Below are 26,301 nucleotides of genomic sequence, written 5' to 3' on the forward strand. Positions count from 1 at the left end.
GTTCATGAAATGGCTCCAACAGCTTCGCACAGAGGTTTCCCAACATAAATATGCCATCAATGCAAAATTATTAGGAGACAGCAGCGAACTGGCTTGGAGCAATCTGGGATATTGGTCTGAAACGAATCAGACCTATCCCGACGCTTGCCGTGCCCTTGCCGATCATTTGGCCCACAGTGTGCAGTTAACTACATCCGATCATGTACTGGATTTGGGCTGTGGACAGGGGGCGAGCCTGTTGCATTGGCAACAACAGTATCAGATACAACATATTGAAGCGGTTGAATTACAACCTAAATATATACAAAAAATTCAAACAGCCATTCCTCAGCTAAAGGCTATTCATTGCCACTCTTTTTTAAATTTAAAACAAATTTCCTTTCAGAAAGCATTTGATGTGGTGCTGTGTATCGATGCGGCCTATCACAGTAGTTTGAATTCATTTTTAAATTCAGTTGCACCCGTTTTAAATTCAAAAGGGCGTTTGGGATTTCATTATCTAATTTTAAGCCCGAAGTTTTTGAATTTAAATGTCGCAGAAAAAATACAGTTGGCCTTGTTGCTTAAAGCTGCCGATGTGAATTTAAAAAACTTGTCTGATGAAGTTGCTGTACAGCAACAGTTGGTACAAGCAGGTTTTGAACAGATTCAAATTGAAGATTTTTCTGAAGCTGTATTGGGTGGTTTTTCCCAATATATTCAGCAGCAGACCACAGCACCGCAGACTGAAGCGCAATATACAGCTTTTGATGTAATGAAGATTCAGTTGACAGCAAAACTGTGTCAGAAATTATGGATGCAAGGCGTAGTGCGGTATGTGCAAGTGACAGCACAGAAGAAATAAAAAATGCAGGTTTAAAAACAACAAAAGCCCACTAATAAATAGTGAGCTTAAGTAAATGGTGCCGGCACACGGATTCGAACTGTGGACCTACTGATTACAAGTCAGTTGCTCTACCAACTGAGCTATGCCGGCATCTTGTGCTGTGCATTTTACATTAAGTTGTTTTGAATGCAAGCCAAAAAATAACCGATTGAATGTTCAGCGTTATGAACTGAATCTAAGTTTCGACTCATTAGCTATTTTTGTATAAAAAGAAAGCTATTTTAGACTGTAAATCCAAGTGTTAATACATTCACCTGTCTCAATTAAAGTGGCCTGTACTGGGCTACGGACATAACCTTCGCCTTCAAATTCATCGAGCATTGCCCAATGTTGGGCTAAATTTTCCGAGAAAAACACAAAGCCTTGTACAGCAGAAGCATTTTCATTGAGTACAATGCCTGGAAAGCCTAAGTCTGCGCCCCAACCTTTGGCATGTAATTCGCCATGTACATAGGCTGTTGCCCATGTCCCACCCATATTTTCTAAAATATGCGCATTAGGGCGGTTTGGTCCAAGGGTGCCATAAACAAATAAGCTCAACATGATAAAAATATGTTCCTCGATTGATTTGAAAAGTTAAGTCTGGTGTAGAGGGGAAACTTTAATGAGGCTGAGTCCAATACCAGCAAACACCAAGAGCATTGCCAAGAGAACAACGCCTAACCATCCTGCATGTAACCAGAACCATCCTCCTACCGAACCGATAATGCTGGAACCAAGGTAGTAAAACAGTAAATATAACGAAGTCGCATGTCCTTTGTTGTCTTGGGCTGTTGCACCAACCAAGCCACTACAGAGGGCGTGGGCAATAAAGAAGCCTGTGGTAATCAATGCCACACCTAAAATAATTGCCCAGAGGTTTGCCGCTAAGGTGCAGGCAATGCCCAATCCCATACAGATAAAGCCGCCTATGATCATGCTTTGCCGACCATAACGCTGTGCCAAACGACCTGCCAGTGATGAAGACACCATACCTAAACTATAAGAGAGAAAAATTAAGCTGATTTGAGTTTGACTCAGAAAATATGGCGCTGCATCGAGACGGAAAGTAATGTAGTTAAATAGGGTTACAAAGATACTGGTCAACACAAAGCCCAACGCATAGAGACGCAGTAATGAGCGATTGCGTAAATGTGACCACCACGCTTGCACATGGAAATTTAAATTTAGCCCTTTTTTTACAACAAAATGGCGAGAAGGGGGCAGTAAATATAAGAAACCACAGGCACAGAATAAACACAATAGACCCAATAAGCCTAAGGCTGTTTGCCAGTTGACCCATTCAATCAGCATCCCCATGCCAACCCGTCCCATCATGCCGCCAAAAGCCGTTCCCGCAATATACAGCCCCATAGTTTGTGCCAAGGCTTTGGGATCCATTTCTTCTGCAATCCATGCCATGGTGACGGCAGGAACCCCACCTAATACAAATCCTTCCAGTGCACGTGTGGCAAGAAAGGTATGCCAGTGGGGAATAAACATCGCCAAGATATTCAGTCCAGCCGCACAAGCCATGGACATGAAAATGACATTACGCCGACCTAAAGCCTGTGAAAAAGCACTGGAGAGTACAATCGAAATGGCTAAGAAAGCAGTGGTCAGCGACAATGCGAGTGCACTATTGGCAGGGCTCACGGCAAAGGTCTGGGTAAACGCAGGCAGTAAAGGTTGTACACAATAAATCAGAGAGAAACTGGCAAATCCCACCAAGAACAGGGCCAGTCCTGCACGGTAATAAGTGCTCGTACCCGATTCAATCCATGATTTGGATAATGGGGAAATCGGCTCAAGTTCTGGACTTGAAGATGCGGGGCTAAGCATTTGAACTTCCAACAGCCAAACGGTTTGGCTAACATGATGATTTACAGAATAAGCCTAGCAGCGAGAAGGTCATCCTTCTAATATATTTAAGTCTATAGCAATATATGTTTTATATATGAATATTGAGCTGCGCCATATTCGCTACTTCTTAACCGTGGCAGAAGAAAAGAACTTTACCCGTGCGGCACAACGCTTGTGTATGAGTCAGCCGCCCTTGAGTATGCAAATTCGTGATTTGGAAGAGAGTATTGGCGCAGAGCTGTTTTTACGAACTTCGCAGGGAGTGGTGCTGACCGAAGTGGGACAAGCTTTTCTCACTGCGGTGGAACCGTTACAACATCAATTGGATGATGCGATTCAGTTGGCACGCCATGTTGCTAATGGTGAAGTGGGACAGTTGCGTTTGGGCTTTACAGGTACTTCAATGCTGAACCCTCTAATTCCAGAAAGCATTCGTCGTTATCAGCAGCAGTATCCCCAAGTTGGGTTAAAACTAGAAGAAGCCAATTCCCTCAAATTAATTGACTATGTACTGGAAGACCGACTAGATATTGCCATTATTCGGCCACCGCGACAAATTCATAGCAGTTTAGCCATGCAACAGTTGTTGAATGAAGCATTAATAGCCGCGGTTTCTGTACGTCGTGATTTAGCGCAGGGTGAACAACCGTTACAGGTGACCTGCTTACGTGAACATGAAATGATTTTGTCCCCGCGCAGCGTCAGTGCAGGCTTATATGATGCGGTAACTGATGCTTGTCAACAAGCAGGCTTTGAACCCAAACTGGGGCAGAGTGCACCACAGATTGTCTCGATTTTATCTTTGGTGGCGGCTAATTTAGGGGTATCGATGGTGCCTGAATCTTCGCAGCAATTACAAATTCAGGGTGTGGTTTATCGACCTTTTGCCGAGCCTGTACCTACAGTTGGGCTGGCTGTAATTTATAAGCAGCATTTGGCAACACAACTGGCCATCAATTTTGCCAGCATTTTGCAAATGGTTTGCCATCAGGGTGCTAAATATTCCTCAGAGTCGATTTAGAGTGCCAACCAGTCATAAGAATATCACTGAATCTGTGCTGAAAATGCTGAAATAAAATTTATATTAATTTAATTATTTCAGTATCTTAGTTTGATTTTATCATGTGATTTAAGCGGTGGAGTTGCTATAATCCCTTGCGCCTATCTGGGGGGATAGTATTGTGTTAAATCGTGTGCTGATCAGTTTTTTCAGTTTATTTTGGAGTGTATTTGCATGTGCCGAGTGGACCTACGTCAATGCAAATTATGATCACTCGCAATATATTTATGTCGATTTTAATCGGGTGAGAGTACTTGATGCAAAAAGCAATGAAGTTGAATACTGGGTCAAGTATTTAATTAAAAATGACAAAGAAAAAGATGGCTTGGAACTGGGTGATTATTCCTTGGCCTTGTACCGTGTGGGCTGTGACAGCGAACAATATAGTATTCGCTCATCGGCAAACTTTAAAAAAAATGGTTCCTTGTTGAGTAGCCAAAATTACACCACCAGTCAGACCCGAGCGATTATTCCGAATACTGCACTCGATTACACCGCTGAAATGGTGTGCCGAGTTTTGCCGCAAAGTCAGAAAGTTGATCGATTGGAACAGTTCACCCGCCGTATTGCAATGGGGGAATACTGATAAAGCTGTCTGCTTCGTCAGCCTTAATCCATAAGAATACCTTGCTTGAAGTCGGCCTGTTTACGTAGATAATCCCAGACCAATTTAATCCGTGGTTCATGTTGTAAATCGACAAAAGTCAGCATCCAAAAGGTATGCGTGAAGCGCACTTGCTCAGGCAGTACTTGTGCTAAGTTGGGCTGATCATGGGCCAGAAATTGCGGCAAAATGGCCAATCCAGCCCCTGCATTTACCGCAATTTGTTGGGCCAAAATACTGCTGCTACGGAAATTGGCGGTCAGAGGAATGGGGAGTCGTTCCAAGCAATACAGCTCCGAACTATAAATCAGATCATCAATATAATTCACAAAGCGGTGGTGGGCTAAATCTTGCATATTTTGTATGGGTGGATGTTGTGCCAGATAGCGCTTGCTGCCATAAATTTTTAAACAGTAATCGGTCAGTCGGGTAATGATGTAGGGACCCGATTTCGGACGGTCAATCGAAATCACAATATCCGCTTCACGATGCGACAACTTCATCATCTTGGGAACAGGAATCAGGTCGATCGTGAGCAGCGGAAATTGCTGCGACAGTTCTGCCAATAACTGGGTCAAAAACGCTGTGCCAAAACCTTCGGGTGCACCAATTCGCACGCGACCTTCAAGTGGCTGTTGCGGTTTGTGAATTTGCAAAAAAGCCTGTTCCATTTGCTCTACGCGCGGCACCAGTGCCATACCATCGACAGTGAGTTCATATCCTGTGGCTTCACGTTTAAATAAGGGCGTACCTAACGCGACTTCTAAAGACTGTATCCGTCGAGCCACAGTACTGTGTTCAACCCCAATAATCCGTGCTGCATTGGTCAATGTTTTGGCACGTGCCAAGACCAAAAAAAATTGCAGATGATCCCAATCGACTTTCATTTTTTATTTTCCACATCCTGTGCAAAATTGCACAACCATCGTGCACCAATCTGCATTGGTGGTCAAAGTTTTCTTTGCTAGTCTGAGTTGAAAATCACAAATTGAACATACGGTTTAAGTCGTATGGTTCAGCCGCAACACAATAAAAATGAATGCCTATGGAGAGGTTATGAATACGGTTTCTAAGATCCAATTATCGACAGCTAAATTATTGATTAACGGTGAGTTTATCGAGTCTAAAACCCAGCAATGGCAAGACATTGTTAATCCAGCAACTCAAGAAGTCATTGGTTTAGTCCCTTTTGCAACGCCTGAAGAAGTACAGTCTGCAATTGCTTCGGCAAAAGCGGCATTTGCCAGTTGGCGAGAAACCCCGATTCAAGCCCGAATGCGTATTATGCTGAAATTGCAGGAACTCATTCGTGCCAATGCCAAGAAAATTGCACAGGTACTCACTGCGGAACAGGGCAAAACCTTGGCGGATGCTGAAGGTGATATTCAGCGTGGTTTGGAAGTGGTGGAACATGCCTGTTCAATTGGCACATTGCAAATGGGCGAATATACCGAAGGGGTGGCACGTGGTGTAGATACTTATACCTTGCAACAACCTTTAGGTGTTTGTGCAGGCATTACCCCGTTTAACTTTCCTGCGATGATTCCTTTGTGGATGTTCCCCATGGCAATCGTCTGCGGCAATACCTTTGTTTTGAAGCCATCTGAACAAGATCCGCTCTCCACCATGATGTTGGTCGAGTTGGCAATCGAAGCCGGTATTCCCGCAGGCGTACTGAATGTGGTGCATGGCGGCAAAGATGTGGTCGATGCGTTGTGTACCCATCAAGACATCAAAGCCATTTCCTTTGTTGGTTCGACTGCTGTCGGCACACATGTCTATAACTTGGCAGGTCAACATGGCAAGCGCGTGCAATCGATGATGGGTGCGAAAAACCATGTGGTGGTCATGCCCGATGCCAATAAAGAACAAACCTTAAATGCCATGGTCGGAGCAGCCTTTGGTGCGGCAGGGCAACGTTGCATGGCGCTTTCAGTTGCAGTCATGGTCGGTGACAGTAAACACTGGATCAATGAATTGGTTGCAAAAGCCAAAACCTTGAGTGTGAATGCGGGACATGAGCCAAATACGGACATTGGTCCTGTGATTTCACCGCGTGCCAAAGCCCGTGTGATTGATTTAATTAACAGTGGTGTAGAACAAGGCGCTGAATTGTTATTGGATGGTCGTGATATTCAAGTCAAAGGCTATGAAAATGGCAACTTTGTTGGGGCAACGGTGTTTAGCAATGTCACCACGGATATGCGTATTTATAAAGAAGAAATCTTTGGGCCAGTACTCACGATTCTCTGTGTGGAGACTTTGGATGAAGCGATTGAGCTGGTCAATGCCAATCCATTTGGCAATGGCGTGGGCTTATTTACCCAAAGTGGGGCAGTGGCACGGACCTTCCAAAACCGTATTGATATTGGTCAAGTGGGCATCAATATTCCAATTCCAGTCCCTGTGCCATTCTTTAGTTTCACAGGTTCGCGTGGCTCAAAGCTCGGTGACCTAGGCCCTTATGGTAAACAGGCGGTACAGTTCTATACGCAAACCAAAACCATTACCAGTCGTTGGTTTGAAGACAGTCAAGAAGCAGGGGAAGTCAATACCACCATCAGTTTACGCTAAGGAGTAGCGAGATGAAGATAGCTTTCATTGGTTTAGGGAATATGGGCGGTTCGATGGCACAGAACCTGCTCAAAGCAGGGCAAACGGTGTTAGGTTATGACCTAAGTGAAAAAGCTTTGCAGCAGTTTTCCGAAAGTGGCGGAATCGTCTGTGACAGCCCCCAAGCTGCGGCTGAGCAGGCAGATGTGGTCATCAGTATGTTGCCCGCAGCTAAGCATGTACGTGACGTGTATTTGGGTGAGACGGGAATTCTGGCGGTAATGCGTGCAGGCAGTCTCTGTATTGACTCGAGTACCATCGACCCGCAAACCATTAAAGATGTTGCTGCTGAGGGCTTGAAGCATCAAGTTCAAGTCTGCGATGCGCCTGTGTCTGGTGGCACCATTGGTGCTAAAGCAGGGACCTTGACCTTTATGGTCGGCGCCGATGACGTGACCTATGAGCGTGTGCAGCCGATTTTAAGCTTTATGGGCAAAAATACGGTGCACTGTGGTGCAGTGGGTGCAGGGCAAATTGCTAAAATTTGCAATAACATGATTCTCGGTATTTCTATGGCGGCCGTGGCAGAAGGCATGGCTTTGGGCAGTCGATTGGGCATTGATACCCATGCACTGGCAGGCGTGATCAATAGTTCAAGTGGTCGTTGCTGGAGTTCTGAAATCTGTAATCCTTGGCCCGATATTAGCCCGAATGCACCCGCAGGACGAGGTTATACCGACGGTTTTGCCTCACAACTCATGCTTAAAGATTTAGGTTTGGCCATTGAAGCGGCAGGCCAAGTCAAGCAACCTGTATTACTCGGGGGGTTGGCACAGCAGCTCTATCAACAATTGTGTTTGCAAGGCAATGCACATTTAGATTTTTCTAGCATTATCCAGCAGTATTTACCCCGAGAAAATTGATTTAAAAGAAATGAAAGGGTGCAATGAATGCACCCTATAAAAAAACCCTTGTCGTGAATAACAAAAATGTGACTGAGGTGAAAGGATGGCTTCAAATTATCTACAAGCGCAGCAAAATTTTGATTTGCAACAGGCTGCGCAACGGTTTCTATCAGGTTCAATCGATGCCCTGAATGCATGTTATGAATGTTGCGATCGACATGCTTTGCCGGGGCGGATTGCCTTGTTTTGGCAGGGTAAAGATGGTCGTAAAGAGCAATATACCTTTCGAGAGTTACAACAACGTGCCAGCCAATTTGCCAACTTTTTAAAGTCTCAAGGCGTGTCTAAAGGTGACCGTGTATCGGGCTTATTGCCACGTACCCCAGAGCTGATTATTACCATTTTAGCTGCATGGCGGATTGGTGCGGTTTATCAACCGCTATTTACTGCGTTTGGCCCGAAAGCCATTGAGCACCGCTTACAGTTGGCACAAAGCAAACTGGTGGTGACCGATGTGGGCAATCGTGACAAATTGCACGACGTAGAGGGTTGCCCTGCAATTGTGACGGTCACGGGAGCCAAAGGCACAGGGCTGTATCAAGGGGATTATAGCTTTTGGGCAGAAGTAAACCGCCAGTCTGATCAATGTGAATTGGAGATGATGAACATCCAAGATCCATTCTTGTTGATGTTCACATCAGGGACGACAGGCCCTGCCAAACCCTTACAAGTGCCACTGAAAGCGCTGATTGCATTTGGTGGCTATATGCAAGATGCGATTGGTTTAAGAGCTGAAGATTCGTTTTGGAATATTGCCGATCCGGGTTGGGCCTATGGATTGTATTACGGCATTACGGGTCCGCTCTTATTGGGTCATCCGACCATTTTTTATGAAGGCGCATTTACTGCCGACAGTCTATGCCAGATTGTAAATGACTATGGCGTGAATAACTTGGCAGGAGCACCCACAGCCTACCGTATGATGATGGCGGCCGACTTGAAGCAAATGGCGAAATTACATGGCAAATTCCGTGTGGTCAGCAGTGCAGGTGAGCCATTGAATCCTGAAGTGTTTCGCTGGTTCAAACAAGTATTAGATGCGCCAATCTATGACCATTATGGCCAAACCGAAGTCGGGATGGTGGTGTGTAATCATCATGCATTGGAACATGAGGTTCGAGCAGGCTCGGCAGGTTTTGCCAGTCCCGGCTATCGTGTTGTGGCACTAGACGAACAGGGTCGGGAGTTAGGTGCAGATACCCCAGGAATTTTAGCTGTAGACATAAGTCAGTCTCCGATGATGTGGTTTGGCGGTTATCAAGAAAGTCGTAAATCGCCATTTATCGGACATTATTATTTAACGGGTGATACCGCTGAAATACATGCCGATGGCAGCATGAGTTTTGTCGGACGCAGTGATGATGTGATTACCACGTCGGGCTATCGTGTGGGGCCATTTGATGTGGAAAGTGCCTTGTTGGAACATGATGCAGTGATTGAAGCCGCCGTGATTGGTGTGCCTGACCCTGAGCGCACAGAAGTGATTAAAGCTTTTGTGATTTTATCAGGTGAAAGTACAGCCAGCGCTGAGCTTGAAAATGAACTGAGTCAATTTGTGAAAAAACGCTTATCTGCTCATGCTTATCCACGTTTGATTGAGTTTGTGACTGAACTTCCCAAAACCCCAAGTGGAAAAATTCAGCGTTTTTTATTGCGCAATCAGGAAATTGCCAAGCAACAAACAACGGCGACTGCTGCAAGCTAAGATATTGTAAGGAAAGAAATTATGCAATTCACTGAAGGACAAGCTCACATGCAGGATATGGTAAAAAGTTTTGATCACGACCAGATAAAACCGACGGCCAGTGAGTGGGATCGACAAGGTATGTTTTTTGAAGAACAACTCTTGATTCAGGACATGGCAAAAAGTTTTGCCCAAGAACAAATTAAACCCTATGCCAGTGAGTGGGATCGACAGGGTACTTTCCCAGCCCAAGCCTTACAGCAAATGGGGCAACTGGGTTTTATGGGGATGTTGGTGCCTGAAGAATGGGGTGGTTCGGCAACAGGCAACTTGGCCTATGTATTGGCGTTGGAAGAAATTGCCGCTGCGGATGGTGCAACATCGGCGATTATGAGTGTGCATAATTCGGTGGGTTGTGTGCCGATTTTGAAATTTGGTACCGAAGAGCAAAAGCAACAATTTCTGGTGCCTTTAGCCAAAGGGGAAATGATCGGGGCTTTTGCACTGACTGAACCACACACTGGTTCCGATGCCGCAGCCATTAAAACCCGCGCTGTGAAAGATGGTGACCATTACATTATCAATGGTGCCAAGCAATTTATTACTTCAGGGCATAACGCAGGTGTGATTATTGTGTTTGCCGTGACCGATCCTAGCGCAGGGAAAAAAGGCATGAGTGCTTTTTTAGTCCCGCGTAATACACCTGGCTACGAAGTCATTCGGGTCGAAGAAAAATTGGGTTTACATGCCTCTGACACTTGCCAAATTGCTTTGACCGATGTGCGCGTGCACAAAAGTATGTTGTTGGGTAAAGAAGGCGAAGGTTTAAAAATTGCCTTATCTAATTTGGAGGGCGGACGCATTGGCATTGCCGCTCAAGCCGTTGGATTGGCACGTGCCGCTTTGGAAGAAGCCACCCGTTATGCCAAAGAGCGTGTAGCTTTTGGGAAGCCAATTTTTGAGCAGCAAGCAGTGTCGTTCCGATTGGCCAGTATGGCAACAGAAATTGCCGCAGCACGTCAGTTGGTACATCAGGCGGCGCGTTTAAAAGAAGCGGGTCAACCATGTTTAACCGAAGCGTCGATGGCGAAGTTGTTTGCCTCTGAAATGACCGAGCGGGTCTGTTCAAATGCTCTACAAATCTTTGGCGGTTATGGCTATCTGAAAGATTTTCCGATTGAGCGCATTTATCGTGATGCTCGGATTTGTCAGATTTACGAGGGTACCAGTGATATTCAACGCTTGGTGATTGCCCGTAGTTTATAAACCCAATATCGAAAAAACTGACCCTTGCACATGTGAGTGATCACGAGTTGTGAAAGAGATATGTGTATTGGTCTATAGAAGAAGGATCGCAACATGCAGTGGGAAAAAACATTCATTGAAGACTTACAGTGGGACACGATTTTAGTTGAAAAGCGCAAGGGTGTCGGGGTCATTACCTTGAATCGTCCTCAAGCGTTGAATGCATTAAACAGTCAACTGATTGCCGAAATTAACCAAGCCTTAGATCAGTTTGAACGCGATGCTGAAATTGGCTGTATGGTGTTGGCAGGTTCAGAAAAAGCCTTTGCCGCGGGGGCTGATATTAAAGAAATGGCCGAGCTGAATTTTCCGAATATCTATTTTGATGATTTTTTCCATTTGGCAGATCGGATTGCGCAGCGTCGTAAACCTTTAATTGCTGCGGTGAGTGGCTATGCACTTGGGGGCGGCTGCGAGTTAGCTTTGATGTGCGATTTTATTTATTGTGCTGATAATGCCAAGTTTGGTTTGCCTGAAGTAACCCTGGGTGTAATTCCGGGTATTGGCGGAACGCAGCGTTTAACTTTGGCCTTGGGTAAAGCCAAAGCAATGGAAATGTGTTTAACCGCACGGCAAATGGGTGCGGTTGAGGCAGAACAAAGTGGCTTAGTGGCGCGCGTGCTGCCGAAAGAGGAATTATTGGCCTATACCTTAGAGGCTGCGGAGAAAATAGCACAGCGATCTCTGACTGCCACCATGATGATTAAGGAAAGCATTAATCGCGCCTTTGAGGTGAGCTTAAGTGAAGGATTACGCTTTGAACGTCGTACTTTCCATTCCATTTTTGCAACTGTAGACCAAAAAGAAGGCATGAAAGCCTTTGTGGAAAAGCGACCAGCCCAATTTAAAAATCAATAAATAAGGAGTCTGCGCATGGGAAATAATTTACAGATTAGCTTCCAAGGGCATTTAGGCGTGATTACGCTAGATCGAGCGAGTCATTTGAATGCACTGTCTTTAAGCATGATTCATGGCATTAGCCAGCAGTTAGAACTGTGGCGTGAGGACGATCAGGTTCAAGCCGTCTTGATTAACTCCAATAGCCCGAAAGCCTTTTGTGCAGGCGGAGATATTCGTTTCCTCTATGACAGCTATCAAAATGGAACCGCCAATTATCAGCGCTATTTTGCCGATGAATATCACATGCTGAAGAGCCTACGCCAATATGCGAAACCTGTCATGGTGTTTTTAGATGGCTATGTCTTGGGCGGTGGTTTTGGTTTGGCACAAGCTTGCCAGATTATTGTTAGCAGTGAGAAATCTCGTTTTGCCATGCCAGAAACCGCGATTGGCTTTTTCCCAGATGTGGGCGCAACCCATTTTCTGTCTCGTTTAGATGATATTGGCGTGTATATGGCGGTGACTGGGGAACAAATCAGCAGTAGCGATGCCTTGCATTTAGATTTAATTGACTATTTGGTGCCGAGTGACCACTTGGCACAGTTGCAAACTGAGTTGGCACAGGCACCCCAGTTGAATCAACAGTTAATTGAGCAGATGATTGTGCGTTATTTAAAAGAACCAGCACCCAGTGAATTAAAACAGTATGAAGATGCGATTCGGCAGCATTTTTCACATACTGAATTGGCTCAAATTGAAGACAGCCTAGCCAATACATTAGAAAGTGACTATATGGATTGGGCTGAAAAAATCTTAGCAAACTTGCAGCAACGTTCTTTGTTAGCCAAGCAAATCAGTCTAAAGCTACAGCATGTTGGGCGGGGGCTATCTTTAGAGCAATGTATGCAGTTAGAACGGGATTTACAAGATATCTGGTTTGAGCAGGGCGACATGATTGAAGGTGTACGGGCTTTGCTGATTGATAAGGACAAGCAACCGAAATGGCAAACTGAAAACCCTAAGTTAATGCAGATGTTTGAGAAGTTGTTACCGCCTTCGCGACAGCAGCGTCAGGCAAGTGTGCAAGTGTAAGTTTGCTGTCAACCCGTACAGAAAATCCTCCAATGTATTGGGGGATTTTTTATAGCTTTTGACCTAAATAAATAGCTTAAATTTTGAATTATTTATTTTAAGATTTCATTCTCAGAAATTGGATAAATAACGAATGAATGACTTAACAACAAGATTTTTAAATAATTTTACCCAGTGGCATGAAGTAGGCCTGACGCTTATAAAAATGACAATAGCAATAGGAGTATTGTGCTTAGTCGCTTATCTTCTCACCATTGGTTATATCCCTTCAGATATTAGCTTTGGTGATACACTCATTTTTTTATTGATCTTTGTTGCTTGTTCAATTGTCTATGCTGGATTAAGCATGGTGCTATTTATCTTTGGCGTTTCCTTAATGCCTGCGGTGTACTTCATTTTTAGTACCGTGGATCTGTATTTACCTGTTCATAGTCGAATTGGGAAAAAACTGCCTTTTCCAAAGATTAGTATTATCACATTTGGTGGGTCTCTTTACCTTTTATACGCTATTCATGGTTTATTGGTGTTGCATTGGAAAATCAGTCTTTATGTAGTGATTACGGCCAGCTTTATCGCTTTGTTTTCTTATGCTTTTTATATTAATCGACTTAAGATCAAAGAATTTAACAACAAGTTCGAAAACTTAAAAGATATTATTGATGACCCTGATGCGAGTGAAAATCTTAAAACATTTGCAAAAACTAAATTAAAGAGATTAGAAACACATATTAAAGACAGTATACAAATTGCCTGTTTTCTTATTCTGATTCCACTGGCACCTATGTTTTTTATTGGAGATATTGGTCAAGTATTTTTAAATTATACGATGCAAAAAACAGGTGTCAGTATAGAAAAAGCGACACTGTATATTAAAGCACCGTATGCCAATTTAATTGATTTACCTAAAACCACGACTTCAGCGCTTAGCCAAGACCAAACCTTTATATTTAAGGATGTCAAAGTGTTATTTCAGGGCATTGGTAAAAATACTTTGGTGGCTTACAAAGTGGGAAATATTGAAAAACAGATCGTTATTCCAAATGATTACATTATTGTAGAAAAAACTCGGAAAGTAGATGAATAAGATTAAACTTTAAAGCAGATCTGAGATAGCAATATATCGTTGTTCTAAAATAGGTCTTCTATTCTTAAGGGGTATAAAAATAGAGGAATAAATGCTTACCCCCAGTTATACCCCCAACTACATCAAGCTTACAATAGATCAAGTGGATTGTATGAGACGTAAAAAAAGCTTAAACCTATGTGGTTTAAGCCTTTCAGTACCCCGTTGGATGCTACGGGAAGCTAATTTGGCGGTGAAAGAGGGATTCGAACCCTCGAAACGCTATAAACGTTTACACACTTTCCAGGCGTGCTCCTTCAGCCACTCGGACACTTCACCATGGCGGAGGATAATATCGAAAAACATAGCCATCGACAAGGTGAAACAATTGAATTCGAGCAAAAGTTTTAGCTCAATGATATGATTCGCAAAAATAGTGTCGATAATTGAAGACAAGCTTATGCAAAGTTCTGCAAAAAAAGCCGCATTGCCTGCGATTACCTTGGCAGCATTAGGGGTTGTGTTTGGGGATATTGGAACCAGCCCACTCTACGCATTAAAAGAATCTTTCCATGCCGCGCATGGATTAGGGATTAATCCTGAGAATGTTTTGGGTATTTTGTCGATTATCTTTTGGACAATGACATTGGTCATTACCATCAAATATGTCGCAATTGTCATGCGTGCAGACAACAATGGGGAGGGTGGCATTATGGCGTTGCTTGCCCTAAACCTGCGTAATACCAATTTTAGTGATCGCAAAAAATTATTGTTAATCGCGATTGGCTTTATTGGGGCTTCCTTGTTTTTTGGTGACGGGATTATTACCCCTGCCATTTCAGTGTTGTCAGCAGTAGAGGGTTTGTCCATCGCGACGGATGCACTTGATCCTTATATTGTGCCCATTGCGATTAGTATCGTGACCGCTTTGTTTGTGATGCAAAAATATGGCACAGCTTTTGTTGGTAAGTTTTTTGGCCCTTTGACCTTATTATGGTTTTTTGCCCTTGGACTATTAGGTATCTCTAGCATTATTCAAACCCCTTTGGTTTTGGGGATGCTGAGTCCACACTGGGCTATTCACTTTATTGTATCTAATCCACTCATGGCATTTTTTATCATGGGTGCGGTCGTGTTAACCGTAACGGGTGGTGAAGCTTTATATGCCGATATGGGACATTTTGGTCCTGTTCCAATCCGTTTAGCATGGTTTGTTGTGGTTTTACCTTGTTTATTGCTTAACTATGCAGGGCAAGGCGCATTATTACTGCGTGACCCAAATGCCATTGAAAATCCGTTCTATTTATTGGTACCAGAATGGGCATTGTACCCAATGATTTTCTTGGCAACTATGGCTGCTGTTATTGCATCTCAAGCGGTCATTTCAGGGGTGTTTTCCTTGGCACGCCAAGCCATTCAATTGGGCTATTTGCCACGTTTAAGCATTAAGCATACCTCAGATTCGGAGCAAGGGCAGATTTACGTACCTTTACTGAACTGGATTTTGCTCGCAGCGATTATTGTTTTAGTTCTAATTTTCCAAACCAGTTCGCGTTTATCCCATGCTTATGGTTTGGCCGTGACCATGACCATGCTTTGCGATACCTTATTGATTGCAGTTTTCATACGTTACACATGGAAATGGAGTAAGCCAAAACTAGCATTACTGATTACACCATTTCTATTGCTGGATTTGGTCTTGGTGAGTGCGACCTCGCTAAAAGTTCTGTCAGGTGGTTGGGTGCCATTATTGATTGGCGGAATTGCATTTATGTTGTTAATGACATGGAAAGATGGGCGTGAACTTACTTTTTCCAAGCTACAACAAGATACGCTTCCGCTCGATTTATTTGTGCAGAGCATTGGTGAACAGGCAAACTGGGTTGAAGGGGAAGCTGTCTTTCTGACAGGGACTCCAACAGTTGTGCCACATGCCATGTTACACAACATGAAGCACAATAAGGTCTTGCATCAAAAGAACATCATTTTGACGGTAAAAATTCAGGATGTACCTTATGTTACCGATCAAGATCGATTCCACGTGGAAACCATGAATCAGCATTTTTATCGCGTTGAATTGTTCTACGGCTTTAAAGATGAAATGAATATTCCAATGGCGTTGGAAGCAGTCTATCAAGCGATAGGACTCGAATATAACTTAATGCAAATTAGCTTCTTTGTGTCGCGTGAACGTATTATTAGTACTGTCGGAGATGGCTTGGCGCCGTGGCGTGAAAAACTGTTTATTTCGATGCAGCGCAATACCAGTCCTGTCAGTGACTTTTACCAAATTCCACCGAATCGTGTGGTGGAATTGGGAAGCCAAATTGAAATCTGATGATTTCATTCTTTCATTAGTCTAAGTGCTAAAAAACCAAGGCATAGTCCTTGGTTTTTTATGCGGATTGAAATGTTTTAGCGTCACATTAGTTATTGTACGACTTCAGCAGGCATCTGTTCTGAAGGGGCTTGCATAGGCTGTGCTTCAAGATTTTGCTCAGATTGTGGTAGATGATTATTTGTGACGTCTGTATCTGGACTATTGATTGGATGGCTCGCCGAAGAGCTTAATTGTGGTGCTGGGGGAATGGCTTGATTGGGTACGGCTGCGGATGCATCCTCGATACTATTCGGAGTTGCGCTCATATTGGATGCTGTAGGATTATTTTCGGTATTGAGCAAACGTACTTGTCCAGATTGTATTAAGTCTTGAATGGATCCTGGTTGTCCATTAATCGTGGTGCTAATTTTGGCTTGTGACAAACTTTCTAGCGTTTCACCTGCCTGTACTGCAGGTTCTGCAAATGCGTTGACGCTGCTGAAACCGAGTAATAATCCAGAAGCTAAAACTGTTGCTGAAATTAAATTATGTGAAGACATCATGACTCCGTGATTTATTGTGACCATTCGTTGTGCCATTACCTTGGCACATACAAAATCCAACTGACAATTGAATCTACCCAATTGCATCGATAAGCTACTTAAACACCTGATGAAATCAGACAATTTGTTACAACCTTCACTTGCTTGTCACGATTTTGTTGAATTGTTAAACGATCAGTCACATCTAGATATACTTCTACAGAAGGGCTTTGTTAAGCTCCTGCAAAATCAGTCGTTTGATAAAGTAATGGCCAGTAAAAAACGTAGTTCAAAGCAATCCTTTCCTTGGTTTTTTAATCAGCACAGTTCAAAAGTGGTGTTGGGAGTGGTTGCCGCAGGGAGTTTTGCCATTGCCTTTGGACAAGAACGAATTAGCCAGTTTTTGTCTTTACCGAGTGCATCAAACTCGGCCTGTCTAGATCAGTTTTATCGGGATGTTCCCCCTTATTTAAATAAGGAAAGCCTCCAAAAGCAGAGCTATGCTTTGTGTTTTAATGGCTTTAATGTCATGTATTCTGGGGTGTCTAAAACGCCACTCTGGGTAGCAGAAGCTTTAACGCCTGCGCGCTTAAGCCAGAAAATTCCACGTGAAGACAGTTTCCATGAAGAAGAGCGGATTCCAGCACAATATCGTGCCACTTTGTCTGATTATCGTGGCTCTGGCTATGACCGAGGTCATATGGCTCCGAATGCCGATATGCCGAATAAAACCTCACAGTTTGACAGTTTTTCTCTGGCCAATATGGTGCCGCAAGCACCTAAAAATAATCAGGAAGTGTGGCGTAAACTGGAAGAAGCGACACGTGCCATTGTGACCAAACACCAGACTGAGGTGTATGTGGTGTCAGGTCCAACTTTTACCAGTAAAAAATTAAAAGTGATTGGACAAGGGGTTATCGTGCCAACTGCCGTGTATAAGGCGGTGTATATTCCAAAAACGGGTGCAATCGGGGTGTATTACGCGCCGAACAATAATTCACAAGAAGTGAAAATTGTCAGCGTATGTTATTTGGAAGAACAAATTGGTGTGAATGTATTCCCCCAATTGACTGAAGATCAAAAGCGAAATACCTATCAGTTGCCACTGACTGCAAATGCAGTCAAAGCCAAACAAGAAATTGCCTATTCGCATTGGGATGCAGAGAGTCAGTGTGCGGAAGATGTATCCGCAGAACAGATCAAAACTGCACAACAAAGCTTTAGTTCAGGTAGCAGTAAATCTACTGCAAGTTCGAAGCCAAGTTTAGATGCAGAGACACAGGATGCCATTGTGAAACAGTTGATTGAAGCGTTATTGCAGTATATGTTGCAATTGGTGAAGTAGAAAAATACCCGTCCATTTGAAGTATTGGCTTCGAGGTGATTATGTTTAAACCTTTTGAAAATGACACCGAATCACATGCAATTCATGATTTAACCTTAGAAAATCAATGCGATCGAGTCAATATTTATGGCAATTTGCAAATAGGCAAAGATCAGGCAGGTTTAGCCGCAGCAAAAGCTTTGCAAGCGTATTTAAATGCGATTGTGGCAAAGTTGGAAGCAGAAGCGGAGTTGCCAGAACAAATCATTGATGCTGCGACTCAGGAAGTTGAAAATCCATTTTTATAAATACTCAAACTTGAATAAAGCCAGTCGCTCTTAAGATCGACTGGCTTTATTTTTAGGATGTGGTTTTAGTTTGTGCAACAAATTTATAAATTAAACTGCCGATGACTGCACCTAGAATTGGAGCAAGCCAGAATAACCACAGTTGTCGCAATGCTTCAGTTTCTGCGAACAGTGCGACCCCTGTGCTGCGAGCGGGATTCACCGAGGTATTGGTGACAGGGATACTGATTAAATGAATGAGGGTGAGAGCTAAACCAATGGCAATTGGAGCAAAACCTACAGGTGCACGTTTATCAGTAGCTCCCATAATAACAATCAGGAAAAATGCCGTCAGTACTACTTCAATAAGTAGTGCTGAAAGTAGGCCATACTTTCCAGGGGAAAGTTCTGCATAACCATTACTGGCGAAAGCACCTGTACCTGTAAAACCAGCTTGTCCTTGCGCAATCAGGAACAGGACAAAAGCCGCTAGAATCGCACCAATGACTTGAGCTGCAATATAGGGCAAAAGGTCTTTACCATCGAAGCGTTGTCCAACCCATAAGCCAACACTGACGGCGGGGTTGAAATGTCCGCCAGAAATATGCCCAAAAGCATAAGCACCAGTTAAAACCGTTAAACCAAAGGCGAGGGCAACCCCCGCAAAACCAATGCCAAGTTCAGGAAACGCTGCGGCAAAGATTGCACTGCCACAGCCACCAAATACCAGCCAAAACGTACCAAGCAGTTCGGCAATATATTTATTCATCTTGATCTCCAGTGTTATTTGTTGTGATTAATTTTTGTTCTAAAGCACGACAGTCTATCTTTAACGAAAAATATAAAATGACTCAATGTGAAGATGATTAAAAAATGTGCTTATTCTTATAAATGCTTATATTACTTGAAGATATAGTTTACGAAACTGCTGCGGTGTTTGCCCTGTCCAGAGTTTAAACGCACGTTGAAAAGCACTTTGTTCGGAATAACTCAAAAGTAAGGCAATCTCTTGTAAGCTGAGATGGGGGTCCTGTAAGTATTGCTCTGCGAGCATTTGGCGGACTTGTTGAGTACGTTGTTGATAATTACTGCCTTGAGCCTGTAAATAACGCTGCAGTTGTCGCACAGAAACGTTGAGCTGTTGGGCAATTAGCTCGATTTGGTATTGGTTTTTCTGTAAACCCGTCAAGATGGCTTGCTGGAGACGTTGATCTAACTGGGTCGAATGTGGCAATTGCTTTAACAGGGCTTGGGCTTGCTGCATTAATAACTGCTGTAAGGTGTGGTCGCCTTGTTGCAAGGGTTTATTTAATTCGGCAACTGGGAGCAAGACCTGCGTGACAGGTTGTGAAAATCGCACTTTACAATGAAAAAACTGTTCATAGCATCGGCTATTTTTCGGAGCAGCATGACGGAAATGTACTTCATGAAGTTGAATAGGATGTGTAGTCATATTCTGATTTAAGAACTGCACCATCAAGGCAATCGCAATTTCGTCGGTGAGTTGCGTGGTCAGATGCTGTGGTAATTCACCCCAGCGAATAGCAAGGTAATCAGTAGATAGATCAATTTGCAGTGGGCTACCATCATAAATCAGACGATGAAAGTCATGATAACGGTTGAGTGCTTCGCCCAAAGTGTCACAGGCGAGGGCAAGATAAGCCAGAATGCCCAAATGTTTTGTTTGTACATAGGTGGAGATTTCTAAACCGAGGGCGGGGCGAGGCACTTGTTGCTGTAATTCATTTAATAACTCATGCCAAATACGATAATCAAAGCGTTCAAGGTTTTGTACTTTCAGCAATTGTGGCTGAATGACAAGACCTTGAGCTTGACTATAAGCATACAGCAGGTGTCCCAGTCCACCATAGACGGAGCCTGTATAATCATTCAGGGTAAGCATCATCTGTTTTTGTTGTCGTGATTTGTCAATATTAAGGGTGTGGATGGTCAATATTTATCACATTCAGTTTTCTATATTCAAGTTATGAATGGAGAAATAAATTATGTGGAAAGGATTTTTAGCAGGATTGGTCGTTGCAAATGGTTTTGAATGGGTAGCGCATAAATATGTGTTACATGGTACTCATCGTGCAGGTCAGCCTCGTTATAGCCCAGTGCCTTTAAGTATGAAATCGCATTGGGAACATCATCGAGAGGTGCGCAAACAGCAATTTTATGATGATAGCTATGTGGAAGGTTTATCACATTGGCGCACCAAAAATGAAGTGATGTCATTAGTGGTTGCAGCAGGGGTGAGCAGTGCCTTGTTTTATCCGATATCAAAAGGCATGGCAGCCGCTGCGGTCTATAGTGCCTGTAATTATTTTTACATCCATCGTCGAGCACATTTAGAACCTGAATGGGCCATGAAGAAAATACCGTGGCATTATGATCATCATATGAATGCCAATCAGGATGCTAACTGGTGTGTGACCAAGCCATGGTTTGATTATTTATTGGGTACGCGAGTGATTTCAGCTGCGAATTTGCAAGAGCAGAATCCACTAGGTATTGCATTGCCACAAGTGCTTGCCAAGCGATTGAATCAAGTGGCGCAACGTTATTTCCCTGCCAAATGGGTAGAGAAAAACAATAGGGCAACAGGGTTAGAGTTAAAAACTGAAGTAAATGAGACTGTACAGCAGCAAGATTCAGATTCTATCGCAATCGCTCAATGATCTTGGCAGCAATCATCATGCTTAATGATATTTAAAATTGTTTTATTGGCTGCTTGATTTGTTAGGCGCCATTAAGAAGCGTTTTTATGCAGGATCGGTATATAAAAAAGAGCGCTCTAGGCGCTCTTTTAGATCATTAAATACCTGCTCTGCTTACAGGCGCATTTCAATGCCTTGTGCTGCCAAATATTGCTTCGCTTCAGGAATAGTATGCTGTCCAAAGTGGAAAATGGATGCTGCTAGTACGGCATCAGCCCCACCTTTTAAAATACCATCTGCCAAATGTTGCAATGTGCCTACACCACCAGAAGCAATTGTTGGAATGGTCACGCGGTCATTAATGGCACGCATCAGCCCAAGGTCATAGCCTGCTTTGGTCCCATCGGCATCCATTGAAGTGATTAAAAGCTCACCCGCGCCGAAGTTGGCCATTTTCACCGCCCATTCAATCGCATCAATCCCAGTTTCTTTACGACCGCCGTGGGTGAAAATTTCCCATTTGTTTTCTGCAGTTTTTTTCGCATCAATCGCAACCACAATACATTGTGCGCCAAAGCGTTGAGATGCTTCTTGGACAAACTCAGGGTTATAAATGGCTGCTGAGTTAATGCTCACTTTATCTGCGCCCGCATTTAATAATAAGCGAATATCTTCGACTTTACGGACACCACCACCGACTGTAAGCGGAACAAACACGCTTTCTGCCATACGTTCTACTGTACGGTAAGTGGTGTCGCGTCCATGATGTGTAGCAGTAATATCAAGGAAGGTAATTTCATCGGCACCTTGTTCGTTATAGCGACGGGCAACTTCAACAGGGTCACCTGCATCACGAATATCAAGGAACTGTACACCTTTCACCACACGACCGTTGTCGACGTCGAGACAAGGAATAATACGTTTAGCTAGCATAATTTTTTCCAATAATTACAGCCGATTATGAAACTCACCTACACAAGCGCTACACCTTGGTAGATTGAAACGGTATTCTATCAAACTTATGTAAGATTTTTCGCAGGTTTTCTATGTCGGTTTATACCACTTTGACTTTAAAGGAAGTTCAGGACTTCGCAGCCCCTTATGGATTAGAGGTGATTGACCTGATTCCCATTCAAGGAGGTATCCAAAATACAAACTATTTTCTGGTCTGTGAAGACCAAAGCCAATATGTATTAACCGTATTTGAAGAGATGGATGAACATGGTGCGGGTGAAATTGTGCCTGTATTGGAACATTTAGGACAGCAAGGTCTAGCTGTGCCTGTGCCGTTAAAACATTCAGGACAAGCCATTCACTTTATTAAACAAAAGCCTGCCCAAATTGCACCGCGTTTAATGGGTAAACATCCGATGCCAGCCTCTGTGGCACAGGTGGAAGCGATTGCGGTAGCACAAGCGAAAATGCATGTGGCCTTGCAGGATTTTCCACTTGAACGTGCCCAATACCGTAACCATCAATACTGGCGTCAGGTGTCGCGTGAAATTAAACCGACGCTGAATGCTGCGGATACCGCATTACTGAATGAATTGCTCGGTTTGTATGATGCCATGACTGCAGTTTATCCAGACCGACCAAAAGGTTTTATTCATTCGGACCTGTTCCGTGACAATACCTTATTTGAAGGGGAGCAACTCAAAGGCATTCTCGATTTTTACGAATTGAACAAAGATGAGTTGTTGTTTGACATCGCCATTACCCTAAATGATTTCTGTACTGAATATCCAGATGTGCATTTAGATGAAGAAAAAGCCTTGGCCTTCCTTACCGCCTATCAAACGGTTCGTCCTCTCACAGAAGATGAGAAAGCCTGTTTGGAGCTTTATTTGGCGATGGCAGCAGGGCGTTTTTGGATGATGCGATTACAAGTAGCTCAGAAAAATGCGGCTGAAGGGCGCACGGGTGACGACATTTTGCAGAAAAATCCTTTAGAAATGCGTAATATGCTGATTGAACGCTTAAAATTTGTAAATGGTTAAACAAGGAAGATCACATGCGAGATCAGGGACGCTTGGTAGAATGGTTTGATGATAAAGGCTACGGCTTTATTCAACCCAATGATACCAATAAAGAGCGGGTGTTCTTACATATTAAGGACTTCGCACGACCTGGTCCGCGTCCAATTGTTGGCTGTGCTCTGGAATATATTGTCTTATTGGATGGTCAGGGGCGCTTTCGGGCACAACAGGTCACTTATTTAAAAGCTTCACAAACAGGTCTGAAGCCCAAAGCTAAGCCGACTCCGCCACAAAAGCATTCCATTATGCAATTGGCATGTATGGCTTATTTTGTGGTTTTGACCGTTTTGGTGATTGCTGGGCTGCTCAGTGGTTTAGTGTTGTTATTGATTTGCTTGATGAATGCGGCAAGTTATTGGTTCTATGCACAAGATAAAGAAGCTGCACAACTGGGTGGGCGTCGTGTGCCCGAACAAACACTGCATGTTTTGGCCTTCTTGGGTGGATGGCCAGCGGCATGGTTAGCCCAACAAAAGTTGCGACATAAAACACAAAAACAACCTTTCAGGAAGGTGTATTTCTGTACCATAGCCTTAAATCTATTACTTATTTTATGGCTGATCTCTCCTTTAAATAGCTTGCCAATTTAGAAGGAGAGTTTTCTAACAATAAGGGAAAAAAATGAATAAACCCATTGATCAAGATCCTAATCGTAGCTTAACGCTGGTTCTATACGTCCTTTATATCATTGCGATTTTTACTGGTGGTTTATTGGCACTCATCGCCTTGATTATTAATTATGTCAAACTCAATGATGTTCGTGGCTCTATCTTCGAAAGCCACTTTCTCTGGCAAATCCGAAGTTTCTGGTGGTATTTGTTCTGGAATGTGATTGCATTTGTGCCGTTTTTTTTCTTGTTCTTTACTGGGAATAGCCCAGATTTGTTTGCGGGTGTTGCTTTGGGCAGTACCATCTTTTGTATTAGCGTGATTGCACTCTCATGGATTTGGATTGTCTATCGAGCCATTCGAGGCATTATCACTTTAAATGATAATCAGCCTATTTAAAACTTCTGGCAAATGATGAGTCGAGAGTTTTAGATTTGGCTTGATGTAAAATGAAATCTCAAATGAAAAAGAGTGGCGTTTGCCACTCTTTTTTTTTGCCCGATTCTGAGACCCAGTGCACCACTGCTTGGCAGTATTGTGCCCCAAGCTGGACTTTTTTGGCATGAAAATGTGACATGATCGTTTTAAAGTTTTGAAATTGTTATTAAATAATTTACTTTTTTAATAATTATAATTTACATTTTTATATTAAATAATTTGCTTTTTTAATAATTAAAGTTTACATTTTTTTATTTTAAAGTTTATATTTTTAATAATTATAATTTACGTTTTTAATAAATTAACTTTACATATATGTACACTTATTTAATTAAATAAGTAAACTTAATTTATTTAAAAAATGATTAAGAATAAAACCGACCACGACGTCGGCGTAAGCCCAAAACATGAATCGCACGGACCAAAACCGCATACGAAACGGCATAACCAAACTCTTGTTCAAAAAGTGGAACTAGATCACTAATATTTTGAAATTTTGTTTTTTTAACAAATACTTGGAAGCTATTCCAGTCCTTGATATGATTTGGAGCACCACGCTTTTCACTCGGCTTGGGTACAAGATCTCCTGTCTCTTCTTCAAGCTTGATCCAAGCATCTAGGGTGACGCGGGAAATGTTAAATTGTTTGCATACCGCTACTTTGTAGTCGGTTATCTTGTAGGCTTGAATTGCAGCTTTACGTAGTTCAACAGAGTATCTAGGCATTAACTTGTCTCATTTTAAAATAAGATTTTTTATATTATATGGCATAGTTGTTGCAAAAAAATAATTAAGTTAAATAAAATATGTAAATGGAGTTTAAATGAAAAGAACAGAGGTTTCTTTAAGATCGTTGTCCTTGTGGCAAGTCATTATTATTGGTGTAGCGTACATGACCCCTATGGTGGTATTCGATACCTTTGGTATCGTCTCGGGGGTGACTGAAGGTCGAGTACCCCTCGCCTACATATTGGCGCTATTTGCGATGCTCTTAACGGCGTTTAGTTACGCACGTTTCAGTCGAATTAGTGAAGATTCGGGTTCAGCTTATAATTACACTGCTCAGTCCTGCGGAGCAAAAGCAGGTTTCTTTGTGGGTTGGTGTTCATTGCTGGATTATATTTTGCTGCCTTTGGTGAATGCTTTATTGGCAGGCATTTATTTAGAAGCTGTGATTCCAAGTGTACCGTATTGGGTTTGGGTTGCTTTGTTCACTGGCATCGTGACGCTGATTAACTGCTTCCGCATTAATTTCTTGGCAAATTTAAGTCTGCTTTTTGTATTTATGCCGCTATTGCTCATGGTGGTGTTTATTTATTTGGTTATTCAGGGCGTGGGTTCAGAACAAGGTTATGCCCATGTATTGACCTTGGCTCCTTTATTTAATGGAGATACCACGGTTCTACCTTTGATTGCAGGTGCATCTATTCTATGTTTTTCATTTTTGGGTTTCGACGCCGTGACTACACTGGCACATGAAACCAAAGATCCGAAAAAGAATATTCCACGTGCGGTGTTGCTCACCACATTGGTGGGAGGTGCCATCTTCTTCACAGCTTCATGGTTTATTCAATTGTATTTCCCAAGCAATGTTCGCTTTAACAAGCCAGATGAAGCCTTGCCTGAAATCGTACTGTATGTCGGTGGAACTTTATTCCAAGCAGTCTTTTTATGTGCTCAAATTATGAACACATTTGCTTCAGGTTTGGCGACCCATGCCAGTGCTTCACGCTTAATTCATATCATGGCGAAGGATGGTATTTTCCCTAAAGCAACATTTGGGCAGTTACATGCAAAATTAGGTACACCGTTGTATGCCGTATTGACCATTGGATTGATTTCACTGGCGGCTATTTTCCTAGAGTTGGCGACAGTGGTGAGCATGATTAGTTTTGGCGCTTTAATTGCCTTTACCGCAGTGAATTTCTCGGTCTTTGCAAAATTCTATTTGCGTGACAAACAAACACAAGGGTTGAAGAACAAATTTTTCAACCTGATTCTGCCGCTTTTATCGGTGACGGTCATGATTGGGCTTTGGTTGAATTTAGAGCGTAATGCCTTGATGTTTGGATGTTCTTGGTTGGCTGTCGGTATTGCATTATTTATCTATAAAAGACTGAAAAGACAAAACATTGTGATTGAAAATGCCTATTAGGCCTGACATGAAAATAAAGTAAATGAGAGTGTGAATG

General features: G+C 42.9%; 26 protein-coding genes and 2 tRNA genes. 18 read left to right on the plus strand and 10 right to left on the minus strand.

The window, feature by feature from the left end:
* Nucleotides 1–4: 4 nt before the first annotated feature.
* Nucleotides 5–844 carry a class I SAM-dependent methyltransferase gene (locus MP622_RS15035; RefSeq protein WP_243791641.1) on the plus strand — a complete coding sequence of 280 codons (840 nt, stop codon included), beginning with the start codon at nt 5–7 and terminating at the stop codon, nt 842–844.
* 56 nt (nt 845–900) lie between these two features.
* Here MP622_RS15035 and MP622_RS15040 read toward each other — a convergent pair.
* The 3 genes from MP622_RS15040 to MP622_RS15050 all read right to left on the minus strand — a co-directional run bounded on the left by MP622_RS15040 (nt 901) and on the right by MP622_RS15050 (nt 2,707).
* Nucleotides 901–976: transfer RNA gene (locus MP622_RS15040), tRNA-Thr, on the minus strand.
* Nucleotides 977–1,102: 126 nt separating this feature from the next.
* Nucleotides 1,103–1,429 carry a gamma-glutamylcyclotransferase family protein gene (locus MP622_RS15045; protein WP_243791643.1) on the minus strand — a complete coding sequence of 109 codons (327 nt, stop codon included), beginning with the start codon at nt 1,427–1,429 and terminating at the stop codon, nt 1,103–1,105.
* A 33-nt stretch (nt 1,430–1,462) separates the two neighbouring features.
* Entirely contained in the window at nt 1,463–2,707 is a 1,245-nt protein-coding gene (locus tag MP622_RS15050) for an MFS transporter (protein WP_243791645.1), read from the minus strand.
* 121 nt (nt 2,708–2,828) lie between these two features.
* Between MP622_RS15050 and MP622_RS15055 the strand changes: the two genes are divergently transcribed.
* Nucleotides 2,829–3,749 (plus strand): LysR family transcriptional regulator, encoded by a 921-nt coding sequence (locus MP622_RS15055; RefSeq protein ID WP_243793557.1) that lies wholly within the window; start codon nt 2,829–2,831, stop codon nt 3,747–3,749.
* 160 nt (nt 3,750–3,909) lie between these two features.
* Entirely contained in the window at nt 3,910–4,374 is a 465-nt protein-coding gene (locus MP622_RS15060) for a surface-adhesin E family protein (RefSeq protein WP_243791646.1), read from the plus strand.
* A gap of 23 nt (nt 4,375–4,397) precedes the next feature.
* On the opposite strand, the gene MP622_RS15065 is transcribed toward MP622_RS15060, so the two are convergent.
* Nucleotides 4,398–5,279, minus strand: coding sequence for a LysR family transcriptional regulator (locus tag MP622_RS15065; RefSeq protein WP_243791648.1), 882 nt, complete (start codon nt 5,277–5,279; stop codon nt 4,398–4,400).
* Nucleotides 5,280–5,448: 169 nt separating this feature from the next.
* On the opposite strand from MP622_RS15065, the gene MP622_RS15070 reads away from it, so the two are divergent.
* The 7 genes from MP622_RS15070 to MP622_RS15100 all read left to right on the plus strand — a co-directional run bounded on the left by MP622_RS15070 (nt 5,449) and on the right by MP622_RS15100 (nt 13,915).
* Nucleotides 5,449–6,966 carry a CoA-acylating methylmalonate-semialdehyde dehydrogenase gene (locus tag MP622_RS15070; protein WP_243791649.1) on the plus strand — a complete coding sequence of 506 codons (1,518 nt, stop codon included), beginning with the start codon at nt 5,449–5,451 and terminating at the stop codon, nt 6,964–6,966.
* 11 nt (nt 6,967–6,977) lie between these two features.
* Complete coding sequence (gene mmsB / locus MP622_RS15075) at nt 6,978–7,868, plus strand: 3-hydroxyisobutyrate dehydrogenase (protein ID WP_044739130.1); 891 nt, start codon at nt 6,978–6,980, stop codon at nt 7,866–7,868.
* Nucleotides 7,869–7,953: 85 nt separating this feature from the next.
* Nucleotides 7,954–9,615, plus strand: coding sequence for an AMP-binding protein (locus MP622_RS15080; protein WP_243791651.1), 1,662 nt, complete (start codon nt 7,954–7,956; stop codon nt 9,613–9,615).
* Between the two features lie 120 nt (nt 9,616–9,735).
* Nucleotides 9,736–10,860 carry an acyl-CoA dehydrogenase family protein gene (locus MP622_RS15085; RefSeq protein WP_151504472.1) on the plus strand — a complete coding sequence of 375 codons (1,125 nt, stop codon included), beginning with the start codon at nt 9,736–9,738 and terminating at the stop codon, nt 10,858–10,860.
* Between the two features lie 93 nt (nt 10,861–10,953).
* Nucleotides 10,954–11,757 (plus strand): enoyl-CoA hydratase, encoded by an 804-nt coding sequence (locus MP622_RS15090; RefSeq protein ID WP_116759067.1) that lies wholly within the window; start codon nt 10,954–10,956, stop codon nt 11,755–11,757.
* A 9-nt stretch (nt 11,758–11,766) separates the two neighbouring features.
* A complete protein-coding gene (locus MP622_RS15095) occupies nt 11,767–12,831 on the plus strand; it encodes an enoyl-CoA hydratase/isomerase family protein (RefSeq protein WP_243793559.1) in 1,065 nt (354 codons plus the stop codon).
* 133 nt (nt 12,832–12,964) lie between these two features.
* Complete coding sequence (locus MP622_RS15100; protein ID WP_151504421.1) at nt 12,965–13,915, plus strand: hypothetical protein; 951 nt, start codon at nt 12,965–12,967, stop codon at nt 13,913–13,915.
* 227 nt (nt 13,916–14,142) lie between these two features.
* On the opposite strand, the gene MP622_RS15105 is transcribed toward MP622_RS15100, so the two are convergent.
* Nucleotides 14,143–14,233: transfer RNA gene (locus MP622_RS15105), tRNA-Ser, on the minus strand.
* A 121-nt stretch (nt 14,234–14,354) separates the two neighbouring features.
* Here MP622_RS15105 and MP622_RS15110 point away from each other — a divergent pair.
* A complete protein-coding gene (locus MP622_RS15110; protein WP_044739125.1) occupies nt 14,355–16,232 on the plus strand; it encodes a potassium transporter Kup in 1,878 nt (625 codons plus the stop codon).
* Between the two features lie 92 nt (nt 16,233–16,324).
* On the opposite strand, the gene MP622_RS15115 is transcribed toward MP622_RS15110, so the two are convergent.
* Nucleotides 16,325–16,774 (minus strand): hypothetical protein, encoded by a 450-nt coding sequence (locus MP622_RS15115; RefSeq protein WP_243791653.1) that lies wholly within the window; start codon nt 16,772–16,774, stop codon nt 16,325–16,327.
* 250 nt (nt 16,775–17,024) lie between these two features.
* On the opposite strand from MP622_RS15115, the gene MP622_RS15120 reads away from it, so the two are divergent.
* Both MP622_RS15120 and MP622_RS15125 read left to right on the plus strand, forming a co-directional pair.
* On the plus strand, nt 17,025–18,101 hold the full coding sequence (locus tag MP622_RS15120) for a DNA/RNA non-specific endonuclease (RefSeq protein WP_044739135.1): 1,077 nt from the start codon (nt 17,025–17,027) through the stop codon (nt 18,099–18,101).
* Between the two features lie 41 nt (nt 18,102–18,142).
* The gene (locus MP622_RS15125) at nt 18,143–18,388 is read left to right on the plus strand and encodes a hypothetical protein (protein WP_044739124.1); all 246 of its coding nucleotides are present in this window, start codon (nt 18,143–18,145) and stop codon (nt 18,386–18,388) included.
* 52 nt (nt 18,389–18,440) lie between these two features.
* On the opposite strand, the gene aqpZ is transcribed toward MP622_RS15125, so the two are convergent.
* Nucleotides 18,441–19,136, minus strand: coding sequence for an aquaporin Z (aqpZ, locus tag MP622_RS15130; protein ID WP_243791654.1), 696 nt, complete (start codon nt 19,134–19,136; stop codon nt 18,441–18,443).
* 126 nt (nt 19,137–19,262) lie between these two features.
* On the minus strand, nt 19,263–20,270 hold the full coding sequence (locus tag MP622_RS15135; protein ID WP_026440940.1) for an AraC family transcriptional regulator: 1,008 nt from the start codon (nt 20,268–20,270) through the stop codon (nt 19,263–19,265).
* A 103-nt stretch (nt 20,271–20,373) separates the two neighbouring features.
* Here MP622_RS15135 and MP622_RS15140 point away from each other — a divergent pair, with 103 nt between their 5' ends.
* Entirely contained in the window at nt 20,374–21,048 is a 675-nt protein-coding gene (locus tag MP622_RS15140) for a sterol desaturase family protein (protein ID WP_243791656.1), read from the plus strand.
* A 153-nt stretch (nt 21,049–21,201) separates the two neighbouring features.
* On the opposite strand, the gene hisF is transcribed toward MP622_RS15140, so the two are convergent.
* A complete protein-coding gene (hisF, locus tag MP622_RS15145; RefSeq protein WP_322873977.1) occupies nt 21,202–21,963 on the minus strand; it encodes an imidazole glycerol phosphate synthase subunit HisF in 762 nt (253 codons plus the stop codon).
* A gap of 110 nt (nt 21,964–22,073) precedes the next feature.
* Here hisF and MP622_RS15150 point away from each other — a divergent pair, with 110 nt between their 5' ends.
* The 3 genes from MP622_RS15150 to MP622_RS15160 are packed head-to-tail and all read left to right on the plus strand — an operon-like array spanning nt 22,074 to nt 24,071.
* Entirely contained in the window at nt 22,074–23,024 is a 951-nt protein-coding gene (locus tag MP622_RS15150; protein WP_016168752.1) for a homoserine kinase, read from the plus strand.
* A gap of 14 nt (nt 23,025–23,038) precedes the next feature.
* Entirely contained in the window at nt 23,039–23,653 is a 615-nt protein-coding gene (locus MP622_RS15155; protein WP_044739119.1) for a DUF1294 domain-containing protein, read from the plus strand.
* A gap of 31 nt (nt 23,654–23,684) precedes the next feature.
* Nucleotides 23,685–24,071, plus strand: a complete 387-nt coding sequence (locus MP622_RS15160) for a membrane protein (protein WP_044739118.1) — start codon at nt 23,685–23,687, stop codon at nt 24,069–24,071.
* Nucleotides 24,072–24,475: 404 nt separating this feature from the next.
* Here the strand turns inward: MP622_RS15160 and MP622_RS15165 are convergent, their stop codons facing one another.
* Nucleotides 24,476–24,835: a helix-turn-helix domain-containing protein gene (locus MP622_RS15165; RefSeq protein ID WP_044739117.1), complete on the minus strand. Its 360-nt coding sequence runs from the start codon at nt 24,833–24,835 to the stop codon at nt 24,476–24,478.
* A 97-nt stretch (nt 24,836–24,932) separates the two neighbouring features.
* Between MP622_RS15165 and MP622_RS15170 the strand changes: the two genes are divergently transcribed.
* Nucleotides 24,933–26,264, plus strand: a complete 1,332-nt coding sequence (locus MP622_RS15170; RefSeq protein ID WP_104441371.1) for an APC family permease — start codon at nt 24,933–24,935, stop codon at nt 26,262–26,264.
* The last annotated feature ends 37 nt before the right edge of the window (nt 26,265–26,301 follow it).

This window comes from Acinetobacter sp. PK01, from assembly GCF_022819285.1.
In the GTDB taxonomy this organism is placed as follows: Bacteria; Pseudomonadota; Gammaproteobacteria; order Pseudomonadales; family Moraxellaceae; genus Acinetobacter; species Acinetobacter tandoii.

What these genes read in the sequence shown, in the direction of transcription:
- MP622_RS15035 (WP_243791641.1), top strand. Translation starts at nt 5, where the DNA reads ATGAAATGGCTCCAACAGCTTCGCACAGAGGTTTCCCAACATAAATAT.
- MP622_RS15045 (WP_243791643.1), bottom strand. Translation starts at nt 1,429, where the DNA reads ATGTTGAGCTTATTTGTTTATGGCACCCTTGGACCAAACCGCCCTAAT.
- MP622_RS15050 (WP_243791645.1), bottom strand. Translation starts at nt 2,707, where the DNA reads ATGCTTAGCCCCGCATCTTCAAGTCCAGAACTTGAGCCGATTTCCCCA.
- MP622_RS15065 (WP_243791648.1), bottom strand. Translation starts at nt 5,279, where the DNA reads ATGAAAGTCGATTGGGATCATCTGCAATTTTTTTTGGTCTTGGCACGT.
- MP622_RS15070 (WP_243791649.1), top strand. Translation starts at nt 5,449, where the DNA reads ATGAATACGGTTTCTAAGATCCAATTATCGACAGCTAAATTATTGATT.
- mmsB (WP_044739130.1), top strand. Translation starts at nt 6,978, where the DNA reads ATGAAGATAGCTTTCATTGGTTTAGGGAATATGGGCGGTTCGATGGCA.
- MP622_RS15080 (WP_243791651.1), top strand. Translation starts at nt 7,954, where the DNA reads ATGGCTTCAAATTATCTACAAGCGCAGCAAAATTTTGATTTGCAACAG.
- MP622_RS15085 (WP_151504472.1), top strand. Translation starts at nt 9,736, where the DNA reads ATGTTTTTTGAAGAACAACTCTTGATTCAGGACATGGCAAAAAGTTTT.
- MP622_RS15090 (WP_116759067.1), top strand. Translation starts at nt 10,954, where the DNA reads ATGCAGTGGGAAAAAACATTCATTGAAGACTTACAGTGGGACACGATT.
- MP622_RS15100 (WP_151504421.1), top strand. Translation starts at nt 12,965, where the DNA reads ATGAATGACTTAACAACAAGATTTTTAAATAATTTTACCCAGTGGCAT.
- MP622_RS15110 (WP_044739125.1), top strand. Translation starts at nt 14,355, where the DNA reads ATGCAAAGTTCTGCAAAAAAAGCCGCATTGCCTGCGATTACCTTGGCA.
- MP622_RS15115 (WP_243791653.1), bottom strand. Translation starts at nt 16,774, where the DNA reads ATGTCTTCACATAATTTAATTTCAGCAACAGTTTTAGCTTCTGGATTA.
- MP622_RS15120 (WP_044739135.1), top strand. Translation starts at nt 17,025, where the DNA reads ATGGCCAGTAAAAAACGTAGTTCAAAGCAATCCTTTCCTTGGTTTTTT.
- MP622_RS15125 (WP_044739124.1), top strand. Translation starts at nt 18,143, where the DNA reads ATGTTTAAACCTTTTGAAAATGACACCGAATCACATGCAATTCATGAT.
- aqpZ (WP_243791654.1), bottom strand. Translation starts at nt 19,136, where the DNA reads ATGAATAAATATATTGCCGAACTGCTTGGTACGTTTTGGCTGGTATTT.
- MP622_RS15135 (WP_026440940.1), bottom strand. Translation starts at nt 20,270, where the DNA reads ATGCTTACCCTGAATGATTATACAGGCTCCGTCTATGGTGGACTGGGA.
- MP622_RS15140 (WP_243791656.1), top strand. Translation starts at nt 20,374, where the DNA reads ATGTGGAAAGGATTTTTAGCAGGATTGGTCGTTGCAAATGGTTTTGAA.
- MP622_RS15150 (WP_016168752.1), top strand. Translation starts at nt 22,074, where the DNA reads ATGTCGGTTTATACCACTTTGACTTTAAAGGAAGTTCAGGACTTCGCA.
- MP622_RS15155 (WP_044739119.1), top strand. Translation starts at nt 23,039, where the DNA reads ATGCGAGATCAGGGACGCTTGGTAGAATGGTTTGATGATAAAGGCTAC.
- MP622_RS15160 (WP_044739118.1), top strand. Translation starts at nt 23,685, where the DNA reads ATGAATAAACCCATTGATCAAGATCCTAATCGTAGCTTAACGCTGGTT.
- MP622_RS15165 (WP_044739117.1), bottom strand. Translation starts at nt 24,835, where the DNA reads ATGCCTAGATACTCTGTTGAACTACGTAAAGCTGCAATTCAAGCCTAC.
- MP622_RS15170 (WP_104441371.1), top strand. Translation starts at nt 24,933, where the DNA reads ATGAAAAGAACAGAGGTTTCTTTAAGATCGTTGTCCTTGTGGCAAGTC.